11 protein-coding genes and 1 pseudogene are annotated in these 12,184 nt (G+C 63.4%); 7 read left to right on the top strand and 5 right to left on the bottom strand.

Translation table 11 applies throughout. The features are described from left to right. The 5 genes and pseudogenes from NKH54_RS13900 to erpA form a co-directional block, all read right to left on the bottom strand. Positions 1 to 238, bottom strand: a pseudogene (locus NKH54_RS13900) (hypothetical protein); the annotation flags it as partial. 85 nt (positions 239 to 323) lie between these two features. Continuing rightward, positions 324 to 623 (bottom strand): hypothetical protein, encoded by a 300-nt coding sequence (locus NKH54_RS13895; protein ID WP_023667699.1) that lies wholly within the window; start codon positions 621 to 623, stop codon positions 324 to 326. Positions 624 to 694: 71 nt separating this feature from the next. Then, on the bottom strand, positions 695 to 1,489 hold the full coding sequence (gene xth / locus NKH54_RS13890) for an exodeoxyribonuclease III (RefSeq protein ID WP_023688213.1): 795 nt from the start codon (positions 1,487 to 1,489) through the stop codon (positions 695 to 697). Positions 1,490 to 1,497: 8 nt separating this feature from the next. Continuing rightward, positions 1,498 to 1,890 carry a VOC family protein gene (locus tag NKH54_RS13885; protein ID WP_023681658.1) on the bottom strand — a complete coding sequence of 131 codons (393 nt, stop codon included), beginning with the start codon at positions 1,888 to 1,890 and terminating at the stop codon, positions 1,498 to 1,500. A gap of 4 nt (positions 1,891 to 1,894) precedes the next feature. Beyond that, positions 1,895 to 2,242: an iron-sulfur cluster insertion protein ErpA gene (erpA, locus tag NKH54_RS13880; RefSeq protein ID WP_031199080.1), complete on the bottom strand. Its 348-nt coding sequence runs from the start codon at positions 2,240 to 2,242 to the stop codon at positions 1,895 to 1,897. A gap of 76 nt (positions 2,243 to 2,318) precedes the next feature. Here erpA and NKH54_RS13875 point away from each other — a divergent pair, with 76 nt between their 5' ends. The 7 genes from NKH54_RS13875 (at position 2,319) to NKH54_RS13845 (ending at position 12,140) form a co-directional block, all read left to right on the top strand. Then, complete coding sequence (locus NKH54_RS13875) at positions 2,319 to 3,533, top strand: deoxyguanosinetriphosphate triphosphohydrolase (RefSeq protein ID WP_023729964.1); 1,215 nt, start codon at positions 2,319 to 2,321, stop codon at positions 3,531 to 3,533. Positions 3,534 to 3,595: 62 nt separating this feature from the next. Beyond that, positions 3,596 to 5,359 (top strand): arginine--tRNA ligase, encoded by a 1,764-nt coding sequence (gene argS / locus NKH54_RS13870; protein WP_023744778.1) that lies wholly within the window; start codon positions 3,596 to 3,598, stop codon positions 5,357 to 5,359. A gap of 103 nt (positions 5,360 to 5,462) precedes the next feature. Further along, positions 5,463 to 8,852, top strand: coding sequence for an SPOR domain-containing protein (locus tag NKH54_RS13865; RefSeq protein WP_353028392.1), 3,390 nt, complete (start codon positions 5,463 to 5,465; stop codon positions 8,850 to 8,852). Positions 8,853 to 8,985: 133 nt separating this feature from the next. Further along, complete coding sequence (gene nagZ / locus NKH54_RS13860; protein WP_353028391.1) at positions 8,986 to 10,005, top strand: beta-N-acetylhexosaminidase; 1,020 nt, start codon at positions 8,986 to 8,988, stop codon at positions 10,003 to 10,005. A gap of 168 nt (positions 10,006 to 10,173) precedes the next feature. Then, entirely contained in the window at positions 10,174 to 10,974 is an 801-nt protein-coding gene (locus tag NKH54_RS13855) for a segregation and condensation protein A (RefSeq protein ID WP_023667690.1), read from the top strand. Beyond that, entirely contained in the window at positions 10,971 to 11,738 is a 768-nt protein-coding gene (gene scpB, locus NKH54_RS13850; RefSeq protein WP_353028390.1) for an SMC-Scp complex subunit ScpB, read from the top strand. Before NKH54_RS13855 ends, scpB begins: the two co-directional genes overlap by 4 nt. 180 nt (positions 11,739 to 11,918) lie before the next feature. Beyond that, on the top strand, positions 11,919 to 12,140 hold the full coding sequence (locus tag NKH54_RS13845) for a twin-arginine translocase TatA/TatE family subunit (protein WP_023681650.1): 222 nt from the start codon (positions 11,919 to 11,921) through the stop codon (positions 12,138 to 12,140). The last annotated feature ends 44 nt before the right edge of the window (positions 12,141 to 12,184 follow it).

The raw sequence follows: 12,184 nt of genomic DNA, 5'->3' as shown, positions 1-12,184 counted from the left end.
ACGCCACGTCCGAAATGTCGGCAATCCCGCTCGCCGCCGCCCAGGCCACGACGCCCCGCATGCCAACCTTGCCAAGGCAGTAAGCCAGTGTCAGGCGCAACAGGTCGCTCGCCGACCTGACGCCCCGCGGGCGCAGGAACGCCTTCGTCTCGCGGGCACTTCCTGCGATCAACTCTTCGCCGCCCGGAAGCTCAATCGTCTCGGCCCAGCCGTCATCAACAAGCGATTCGTGTGTCATCGCAGTGTAGAATCACACCCGATTCCGCAGGGCAATACCTATCTTAGCGCCTATGCCCGCAAGGGGGGAGATTAGCTCACATCCATCAGTTCTCGGTGAGTTCCGCCGGCGCCGCTCTGTGTACCGGCATCGAGATCGGCGTGACGTGCAGATGCGGCTTCATCGTGCTGTCGGGGCAGCTGTCGCCGATCTTGGTCCATGAGGTGTTGTTGAGCACCAGGTCGCAGCGGGCCATATGGCTCTTGTCTGAAACCGTCAGGCAGGTGACCTGGCCGACCTGGTAGGACTTGCCATTGGCCAGGCACTGCTGGTCGGCAAGTGCCGCTGCAGGGGAGGCCATGGCAAATGCCAGGCCGATCGGGCAAAGGAGGAATCGTAGTGCCATGGAACCCCAGCCGCCATGCTGATCTCTGACTGAATGGCGCGATTGTGGCGATATCAGGGTTTCGGCTGATATCAGGCCGGCAGCAGCGCCAGATCGATCGCCACCGGCACGTGGTCGGAAGGTTTTTCCCAGGCGCGCACATGCTTTTCGATCGAGGCCGAGGAAAAGCGGTTGGCCGCTTCGGGCGACAACAGCAGATGGTCGATGCGGATGCCGTTGTTCTTCTGCCAGGCGCCGGCCTGGTAGTCCCAGAAGGTGTAGACGTCGGCCGCATCGGTGACGGCGCGCACCGCCTCTGTAAAGCCGAGATTCTTCAGCCGCCGGAAGGCCTGCCGGGTCTGCGGCTGGAACAGCGCATCGCCAAGCCAATTCTCGGGGAAGCGCGCATCGACCGGCTCGGGGATGACATTGTAGTCGCCGGCCAGCACCAGCGCCTCCTCCAGAAGCAGCCGCTGCTCGGCCCAGCGATGCAGCCGTTCCATCCAGGCCAGCTTGTAGGGAAACTTCTTCTCGTCATCGACCGGGTTGCCGTTGGGCAGATAGAGCGAGGCGACGCGCAGCGCGCCCTGGTCGGTCGAGAACACGCCCTCGATGAAGCGCGCCTGCTCATCAGTCTCGTCGCCTGGCAGGCCTCTGATAACCTCGTCGAACGGAAGTTTCGACAGCAGGGCGACGCCGTTAAAGCCCTTCTGGCCATGGGTTTCTACGTTGTAGCCAAGCGCCTCGATCTCGGCGCGCGGGAACTGCTCGTCGACCGATTTGATCTCCTGCAGGCAGACGATGTCGGGCTGGCTTTCGCTCAGCCAGTGGGTGAGGTTGCCGATGCGGGCGCGAATGCCGTTTATGTTCCAGGTGACGATTTTCATGGGCGGCCTCAGGGATGTTCGGGCGAAAGACGTTCGACAAGCCCGATCGTATTGCCTGCCGGGTCCTTTAGAAAGGCCATCCACTCGCTTTCCCCCGCCGTTCCGAACGTGCCTTCGGTGTCGTTGTGGACGAGCGCCGGCGGTGCGGTGAAGGGAACGCCGGACGCTTTCGCCTCGGCGTGGAAGGCTTCGAGCCCGGCTATATCGAGATAGACGGTGCCGGCCGGAACGCCATCGGTGAACAGCAACCTGATATCACCGGCCATGATGAAGGCGATGCCCGGCGGATCGTAGCGGGCATGAACGCTGAGGCCGAGCACATCGTGCCAGAAGGCCAGCGTGACGTCGAGATCGCGCCCGGCCGACAGTGCGACCTGACGGACCGCGCCGACGCCGGACATCTGCCTAGATGGAGAAACTGGTGCCGCAGCCGCAGGAGGCGACTGCATTGGGGTTGCGGATCTGGAACGACTGGCCCATCAGATCGTCGACGAAGTCGATCACCGAGCCGCCCATATAGACCAGCGACAAATCGTCGATCAGCACGGTGGCGCCGTCCTTTTCGATGGCGACGTCGTCGTCGTTGCGCGTATTGACCAGGTCGAACTTGTAGGAAAAGCCGGAGCAGCCGCCGCCCTCTACGGAGACGCGCAGCGCCGTCTTGCCGGCCTCGCCAGAGACGATTTTCGCGATCCGCCTGGCGGCGGACTCGGTCATCTCGACTTTCATGGCAGTCTTGGCATCAGCGCCCATGGGCGTCACCTTGCTTTCAGTTTCACATGATAGGTATGAAGCGGGAAGGGGCAAGTCAACTGCGGCGGCATCAGCCATGACAAATGAGCTTGGCGACATTGGGTTCGGCTATCGGCCGCGCGCGGCCTATGCCAGCGACCCAGCCAGGTCGCGCGGGCGGCTCTATGACGAGGTCGAGAGCCCGACTCGCACGCCATTCCAGCGCGACCGCGACCGTATCATTCATTCGACTGCCTTCCGCCGCCTGAAGCACAAGACGCAGGTGTTCGTCGCCCATGAAGGAGATCACTACCGCACCCGGCTGACGCATTCGATCGAGGTGGCGCAGATTGCGCGGGCTCTGGCGCGAGCGCTGCGCGGCGACGAGGATCTGGCCGAGGCGGTCGCCTTGGTGCACGATTTCGGTCACACGCCGTTCGGCCATACCGGCGAGGACGCGCTGAACGAGCGGATGGCCCAATGGGGCGGCTTCGACCACAATGCGCAGTCGCTGCGCGTGGTGACGCGGCTGGAGCGGCGCTATGCCGAGTTCGACGGGCTGAACCTGACCTGGGAAACGCTGGAAGGCCTGGTGAAGCACAATGGCCCGCTGACCGACGCCAAGGGAAAAGGGCTCAAAGGCCCGGTGCCGCAGGCGATCCGCGACTATTCCGAGTTGCACGACCTCGAACTCGACCATTTCGCCGGCATCGAGGCGCAATGTGCTGCGATCGCCGACGATATCGCCTACAACACCCATGACATCGACGACGGCCTGCGCTCCGGCTTCCTGACCTTGGACATGCTGGAAACGGTGGCGCTGCCGGGATCGATCCTGGCAAGCGTGCGCGCGCGCTATCCGGGCCTGGACGATGTGCGCACCGGCCATGAGCTGATGCGCCGGCAGATCACGATGATGGTCGAGGACGTCATTGTTTCCACCACCGCCAATCTGGAGCGCATCAAGCCTGACAGCGCCGAAGCGGTGCGGGCGGCGGGCGAGACGATGGTGACCTTTTCCGCAGACATGGCGGCGACCGAGAAGGATTTGAAGACCTTTCTTTACAAGCATCTCTACCGGCATGACGAGGTGATGCGCGTTCGCATTGAGGCCGAGCAGATCGTGCGCGACCTGTTCGATGTCTATTTCGCCGATCCGCGCGCCATGCCGGACGGCTGGCGGGAGGGGCTCGACCGGGCGGAGGACCGCATCAAGGCGCGCAGCGTCGCCGATTTCCTGGCGGGGATGACGGATACCTACGCCTTGAAGGAACACCGCCGTCTGTTTGACCATACGCCCGATTTAAGCTAGGGCGGGCGCGATTTGCCGGCCAATGAGCCGGTTCCCCTGCACAGTCCGCCAGAGCAAGACCCATGAACATCTTCGCCGATTTCAGCGCGCGAATCACAAAAGCCGTCGAAGCGCTTGATTTGAAAGACAGTAATGGCGTTTCGCCCGACCTGTCGCGCATCGCCGTCGAGCCGCCGCGCGACGCCAGCCATGGCGATCTCGCCACCAATGCGGCGATGGTACTGGCCAAGCCGACAGGGCACAACCCGCGGGCGCTGGCCGAGCGGCTGGTGGAAGTGCTGCGCAGCGACGCCGATGTTGCCGAAGCCGACGTCGCCGGTCCCGGCTTCGTCAATCTCCGGCTCAAGGACGCTTTCTGGCAGGCACATCTGACCGCGGTGCTCGGCGAGGGGCAAAACTACGGCCGCTCGACCATTGGTGGCGGCAAGAAGACCAATGTCGAATATGTCTCGGCCAATCCGACCGGGCCGATGCATGTCGGCCATTGCCGGGGCGCGGTTGTCGGCGACACGCTCGCCAATCTGATGGCCTTCGCCGGCTATGACGTCACCAAGGAATACATCATCAACGACGCCGGCGCGCAGATCGACGTGCTCGGGCGTTCGGCCTTCCTGCGCTACCGCGAAGCGCTGGGCGACGACATTGGCGAGATACCGGCCGGTCTCTATCCCGGCGACTATCTTGTGCCGGTCGGTCAGGCGCTGGCTGCCGAATTTGGCCGCAAGCTCTTGCAGATGCCCGACGATCAGTCGCTGGCAATCGTCAAGGACCGCACGATCGACGCCATGATGGTGATGATCCGCGAGGATCTGGCGTTGCTCAATGTGCATCACGACGTTTTCTTCTCCGAGCGCACGCTGCATGCCGACAATGCCAAAAAAATCCGCTCGGCGATCAACGATCTGACGCTGAAGGGCCATATCTACAAGGGCAAGCTGCCGCCGCCCAAGGGCGAGAAGCCGGACGACTGGGAAGACCGCGAGCAGACGCTGTTCCGCTCGACGGCGGTCGGCGACGACATGGACAGGGCGCTGGTCAAGTCCGACGGCTCGTTCACCTATTTCGCCGCCGACGTCGCCTATCTCAAGGACAAGGTCGACCGCGGTTTCGTCGGCCTGATCTATGTGCTGGGCGCCGACCATGGCGGCTACGTCAAGCGGCTGGAAGCGCTGGCGCGGGCGATTGCAGGCGATGATCTGAAGCTGCAACTCACGGTGCTCCTGTGCAATCTGGTGAAGCTGTTTCGCGATGGCGAACCGGTTCGGATGTCGAAGCGGTCGGGCGACTTCGTGACCTTGCGCGAAGCGGTGGAGGAGGTGGGCCGCGATGCGATCCGCTTCATGATGCTCTACCGCAAGAGCGACGCGCCGCTCGACTTCGATTTCGCCAAGGTCACCGAACAGTCCAAGGACAATCCCGTGTTCTACGTGCAGTACGCTTCGGCGCGCTGTCATTCGGTGTTCCGGCAGGCGAGCGAGCAACTGGGCGAGGCCAATTTCGACCGCAACAGCCTGGCCGCGGCCTCGGCGTCGCTCACCGATGAGGGCGAGATCGGCCTGATCCGGAAGCTGGCTGAATATCCCCGGCTGGTCGAATCTGCGGCCCTTGCGCTGGAGCCGCACCGGCTGGCATTCTACCTCTACGATCTGGCTTCCAGCTTCCATGGACACTGGAATCGGGGCACCGAGAATGCCGACTTACGTTTTGTTAAGGTTAACGACCGACAATTGACTCATGCCAGACTAGGGCTGGTGCAGGCTGTTTCGGATGTTTTGACCTCCGGCCTGACGCTGATTGGGGCTGATGCGCCCACTGAGATGCGTTAGGTTTAACTAAAACACCTGTCACCATTTGCCCACATTGCGCTGGTAAGGGCCAACCCTACGCGACGTCCATGGCGTCCGAATGAGTGCGAGTTCGGGAACAATAATGGCAGACAGAACCCAGCTGAGAGTAGCCGACAACAACGACATCGCCGAAGATGATCCGTTCGCTGAACTGACCAGGATCATGGGTTTCGATCCGCGCCAGCCGGTCAAGCCGCAGGCGCCAGCCGTCGAGACGGCTGCGGACGAGGGCGATTTCGACATCGACCTCGAGAAGGAGTTGATGGGCGAATTCGGCGATGAAGTCGGTTCCATGGAGGCCAGCCAGCCAGCTCCCGAGGTTCACCAGCCTGCCGCTGAGCCCTACGAACCTGCTGCCGAGATTCGCGAGCCGGAAACCACCGATGCCGCGATGGACGATGCGCTGGCTGCTTCGCTGGAATATGATTTCGTCTTCGACGATGCCGCCGATCTGGATTTCGGCGCTGCCCCGCAGGCTGCGGCTGCTCCCGTTGAACCCTCGTTTGCCGAACCTTCGTTTGCCGAGCCCGCATTCGACGAAGCTGCATTCGACGATGATTTCGACAATGCCGTCGCCAGTTCACTGGAAAACGTATCGCCGCTCGAAGACGACCTGCCGATGGATGACGAGCTTGCCGCTTCGCTCGAGCAGGGGTTGCTGCTCGATGACGATGCGACCGTCGCCCATGCCGCAGATGTCGCGCAGGTTGCTGCTGCGCCTGCCGACGATCTCGCGTTCGACGATGATTTCGACAATGCCGTCTCGATGTCGCTGGAAGACGAGCTGACGCTGGACGGTCCTGCCCCGGCGCAGGACCAGTATGCCGCGCCAGTAGCCGAGGCGCCGGTCGTCGGCGCCGCCGACCACGCTGTTGCCGACGAGGATTTTGCGGTTCATTTCGATGACGCGATGGCCGATGTCGACATGGAATTTGCAGCTCAGGATTTTGCAGCCGAGCATTTCGAGCCTCAGGCTTTCGAGGCTCAGCCTGTTGAGGCCGAGGATCCGGAAGAGCGCGATCTGGATGTCAGCGATCTGCAGGTCAGCGCGCCGGTTGAGATGGATGCGCCGGAAGTGGACGAGACGCCGGCCTGGACCGTGGAGGCCAGCCCCTCTCATGAGACTGCGCACGAAGCATTCGACGATTTCGATCTGAGCATCGATGATGCGCTTGCCGATCACGAGCCGGTGGCCGAGACCGCACCCGCTCCGGTTCAGCCAACTCCGGTCGCACCAGCCTATGTGGCGCCTACCAATATGGCGACCCCGGCCGCTCCGGTCGCTGACGAACGGACGTTGGAAGATGAACTCAACGCGCTGCTTGGCGCCATGACCACACCACGCCCGGCGCCAGTCGCCCCGATTCCGGTGGTCACCGAGCCCACCAGGGCTGCCGCCATCGAGCCCACCAGGACTTATGAGCCGGTTGCCCCGGTGCAGCGGTCCGTCGCGACGCCGGTCGCTCCGGTCGATAATCTCGACTGGGACCTGGACGAACACGCGCCTGCTCCTCAGGAGGCCCAGGCGGACGATGCCGATTTCGACGATCTGCTTGCCGGCGAACTTGAAGGCCATGTGCCCGAGATCGAGTTCGATGATCACGCCTTCGACGCGGCGCTGGCCAAGGGCATCGATCTCGGTCATGACGATACGGCAGCACCGGTCGCTGGCGATTGGCGCTCGACGCCGCCGGAGCCGGCGCGTTCGTGGAGCCGCGTGACTCCCACCCCGGCCCAGCCTTCCTTTGCAGCGCAGCCGCAACCTTCTTTTGCAGCGCAGCCGCAAGCTTCTTTTGCAGAAAAGCCGTCCATGCCGCCGGCGGCAGCGCCAAGCTATCGCGACCAGCCGGTTGCCGCTGCTGCCTATGTGGCGCCGACGCCATCGCGCCAGGCGCCGCCTCAGGCCTATGACGAGATGCCGGATGTCGAGACGGTCGATGTGCCGGAGCGTGTGGTGGCGATTGCCGACGACCTCGACATTCCAGAACTCAGCTTCGAGCAAGACGAGCCGGCCGCCTATGACGACATCGACGCCGAATTCGCCGGCATGCTCAACGACATGAACGCGGTGGAAGTGGCGCCGCCCACTGCCGCACGCAGTGCCGGCTATGATGACGATTCCTACAGTTCCAGCTTCAGTTCGGGCCACGAGCTCGACCAGCGCGCCTATGCGGCGCGGCCAGCCGAAGTGCTTGCAGCCACGCAAGCTCACCACGCCGATGCCGCCGGCGGCTTCGACATGGACGATCTGCCCGGCAGCCAGCCGGTTTCGCAGGCCGACGATTTCGCGGTCGACGAACTCGACTACGATCCGGATCTGGACGAGGCAATGGCGGTGCCGGGCCTCGCCGAGCAGGAAGCCGCACGGCCGCGCAGGAGCGGCCTGCTGGTCGCGGGGGTCGTTGCTGCGGTTGCGATTGCCGGCGGCCTTGGCGCCTTCGCCTTGTCGTTCGGCGGCAAGGGCGGCAGCGATGCGCCGGTCATTGTCAAGGCCGACAACAGGCCGATCAAGGTCAAGCCCGAAAATCCGGGCGGCGCCGTGGTGCCGAACCAGGACAACAAGGTTTATGATGCGGTCGCCAAGGGCACCAAGCCGGCCGAGCCGGTTCAGGAGAAGCTGGTCACCAACACCGAAGAGCCGGTCGATGTGAAGGCGCAGGAGCCTGAAAGCCGCGTCGTCGATCTGTCGCCCGACGATACCGACGCTGCCCCAGGCCCCGACCCCGCCGGCAACCCCGAAGCTGCCGTCAACCCCGACGCGGCTGTCGCGCCGGCGCCAAAGTCCGAGGACCGCATCGCTCAGGTGCTGCAGGAAGCCGACAAGAACCCCGATACGGTCGCCGTTGCCCCGCGCAAGGTGCGGACCATGGTGGTCAAGCCCGACGGCTCGTTGGTGGCCCGCGAGGACTCGACGCCGGCCGCGCCACAGGTTGCGGCGACTGAGCCGCTTGACCCGGCGCCGCAGCACGTCGCCCCTTCGGCCGATGCCGAGCAGACCGGCACCGTGGCGCCTGCCGATCAGGCAAATAGCGACCAGGCAAGTGCCGAGACCGCCAAGGTCAAGCCGGTGAAGCCGGCGGCCACGCCGAAGGCTGAGACCCAGTCCGCCAACACGCCGCAGACGGTTGCCGTAGCGCCGCAGCGCCCGTCCGACCAGCCGGTCGACGTGGTCGGCGAGGTCAAGCCCGACCAGGTTGCCTCCATCCCGGCGACGGCTTCGACATCGGGCGGTTCGTGGTCGATGCAGATCGCTTCGCAGCCGACGGTCGAAAGCGCCCAGGCCAACTACGCCGACCTGCAGCGCCGCTATGGAAATGTGCTCGCCGGTCGCACCGCCAACATCGTCAAGGCGGAGATCGCCGGCAAGGGCACCTTCTACCGTGTCCGGGTGCCTGCGCAATCGCGCAACGATGCGATCAATCTGTGCACCAGCTACAAGGCTGCCGGCGGCAACTGCTTCGTGTCGCGGTAAGGCCGGATCCAATTATCAGAGCCGGTGCGTTCCCAAGGGTCGCGCCGGCTTTTTCATGTGGATGGGCGAGAGGTTGAGGCGCTTGCCGTCCGGGGAGATTCCCTTTGGCGGCGCGAAGCCCTAAACTGGTGGAATGACCGAATCAAAATCCATGATCCTCGGCTGTGCCGGGAAATCGCTGACCCGCGAAGAAATCCGTTTCTACCGCAATGAATGCCCGTGGGGCTTCATCCTGTTTGCGCGCAATATCGGCGAAACGGAGCAGATCCGCGATCTGGTCGCCGAAATGCGCGACTGTATCGGGCGCCCCGACGCGCTGGTGTTCATCGATCAGGAAGGTGGCCGGGTGCAGCGCCTGCGGCCGCCGCTGGCGCCGAACTATCCCGCCGGCGGCGCGCTCGGTGCATTGTGGCGCAAGGACCATGATGCCGGCACCCGCGCTGCCTGGCTGATGGCGCGGCTGCACGCCTTCGACCTGTTGCGCTTCGGTATCTCGGCCGATTGCCTGCCGGTGCTGGACGTGCCGATCGAGGGCGCCAGCGACGTCATCGGCGCGCGCGCCTATGGCAAGGAGCCGCGCCCGGTCATCGAACTTGGCCGCGCCGCCGCGGAAGGGCTGATGTCCGGCGGCGTGTTGCCGGTCATGAAGCATATTCCGGGCCATGGACGCGCCTTCGCCGACACGCATTTCGAGCTGCCTGTGGTCGACGCCTCGCTGAGCGACCTGCAGCGGCATGATTTCGCCCCTTTCCGCGAGCTTAGCCATCTGCCGATGGCGATGACGGCGCATGTCGTCTACAGCGCCATCGATCCGAACAACCCAGCGACCACCTCAGGCAAGGTCATCGACGAGATCATCCGCCGCGAGATCGGCTTCGACGGGCTGTTGATGAGCGACGACACCTCGATGAAGGCACTTTCTGGGGATTTCCCGACAAAGGCGGCCTCTATCCTTGCGGCGGGCTGCGATCTGGTCCTTCACTGCAATGGCGTTTTCGAGGAGATGGCAGGCATCGCATCGCGAACCACGGGACTTGAAGGGACGTCGCTGGAGCGCGCCAAGCGGGTGCTGACCTATATAAGGGATCGCGACCGGGCCGACGAAACCGAGATACGCGCCGAGTTTGCCACCTATTTCGATGCGGTGGCCTAGAGACGGATGATTTCAGGTCTGTTCGACCTGAAATCATCCGTCTCTAAAGATAGAGAGAGCATGATGTCGTCCGAAAACCGCTTCACACTTTTCGGCATCATGCTCTAACCAGAGGTAAAGGAACAAGTGGCGGAAACATTGGACAGCAAGGCTGCGAAGGCCGCACCGATGGACCGTCTGTGGGCCGAGAACGACGATTCACGGGTCACCGGCGACCCGTCGCTTGTCGTCGACGTCGCCGGGTTCGAAGGTCCGCTCGATCTCTTGCTGCATCTCGCCCGCAACCAAAAGGTCGATCTGTCGCGGATTTCCATCTTGGCGCTGGTCGAGCAGTATCTGACCTTCGTCGAGACGGCGAGGGCGCTAAGGCTTGAGCTTGCCGCCGACTACCTGGTGATGGCGGCGTGGCTGGCCTTCCTCAAGTCGAAGCTCCTCATCCCCAAGCAGCCCGGCGAAGAAGGCGAAAGCGGCGAGGAACTGGCCGCGGTGCTGCAGTTCCGGCTGAAGCGTCTGGAGGCCATGCGCGACGCCTCGGCAAGGCTGGTCAACCGCAACCGGCTCGGCCGCGACGTGTTTGCACGCGGCATGCCTGAGATGGTCATCGTCGAGAAGCGTAACGCCTATTCGGCCTCGCTCTACGATTTGCTCACCGCCTATGCGCAGCAGCGCCAGAAACAGGCGATCACCAATGTGACAATTGCCCGGCGTGGCGTGTGGTCGCTCAAGGATGCGCGCGATATCCTGACCCGGCTGATCGGCTCGCTGCGCGACTGGACGGCGCTGGACAGCTATCTGATCAATTACCTGACCAGCCCGGACGAACGGCGTACCGCGATTGCCAGCTCGTTTGCGGCGTCGCTGGAACTGGTGCGCGAAGGCAGCATCGAGATGCGACAGGACCAGGTGTTCGCGCCGCTCTATCTGCGCGGCCGCGCGCAACCAATCAAGGCAGTCGAGGTGGCATCATGAGCGAACGCGCCAACGCTTCGGTCATTCCGTTCAAGGTCGAAGAAGAGACCGAGGAGGGCATTATCGCCCAGGATCCGACTGATACCCTGCTTCTGAATCCTGGCGAACGGCTGCATATGGCCGAAGCCATACGCATGGCCGAGGCGATCGTGTTCGCCAGCGCCGAGCCGGTCAGCGAAAAGCAGCTCGCAGCCAGATTGCCCGATGGCATCAGCATTGCCGCTGCCATGGCTGAGCTGCAGCAGATCTATGCGCGGCGCGGCGTCAATCTGGTTCGGGTCGGCGATGCCTGGGCGTTCCGTACCGCCGGCGATCTCGCCTTCCTGATGAGCCGCGACACGGTGCAGCAGCGCAAGCTGTCGCGCGCCGCGCTCGAAGTGCTGGCGATCATCGCCTACCACCAGCCGGTGACGCGCGCCGAGATCGAGGACATCAGAGGCGTCGAGACCTCGAAGGGCACGCTGGATACGCTGCTCGAAACGGAATGGGTGCGCATGCGCGGCCGCCGCCGCACGCCCGGCCGTCCCGTCACCTACGGCACGACAGACACTTTCCTCGACCATTTCGCACTGGAAGAGATCCGCGATCTTCCCGGGATGGACGAACTGAAGGGGGCAGGGCTGCTCTCCGGCCGCATGCCGTCGAATTTCGCCATCCCGTTGCCGCCGGCCGATCTGGACGCGCTGACCGAGGACGAGGATGCGTTGACCGACATCGATCTCGAGGAACTCGGCCTGCTGACGCCGCGCGTCACGGAAGATTGACCGCAAGCCGCTGTCAAAAAGCTGCATTGCTGCGGTAGATGCGCCGATTGGTAGCGGGCAGCTTTGCCGAAAATGCGTGACATAAGCCGCGCCTTCATAAACTTTGTCGCTGTTGTGTTTGAATCCCAACGCGAAAACGCATAGATCATCGCCAGGGAAAACATTCGAGAGAGAGTTACAATGGGTTCATTTTCGATTTGGCACTGGATGATCGTGCTGGTGATCGTGCTGCTGGTGTTCGGCCGCGGCAAGATACCCGAGCTGATGGGCGACATGGCCAAGGGCATCAAGAGCTTCAAGAAGGGCATGGCCGACGACGATACCGCCGAAGACAAGCGCACCGTCGAGCACCGCCCGGACGAGACCGTTTCGGCAGTGAAGGAAAAGGCCAGCAAGAGCTGAGCCGAAGGTTGTTGCTTTTGTGCAAGTCGTTGTCCCAAAACCGC

Source organism: Mesorhizobium sp. M1004 (genome assembly GCF_040318795.1).
In the GTDB taxonomy this organism is placed as follows: domain Bacteria; phylum Pseudomonadota; class Alphaproteobacteria; order Rhizobiales; family Rhizobiaceae; genus Mesorhizobium.
This window is presented reverse-complemented; position numbering and strand designations above follow the sequence as displayed.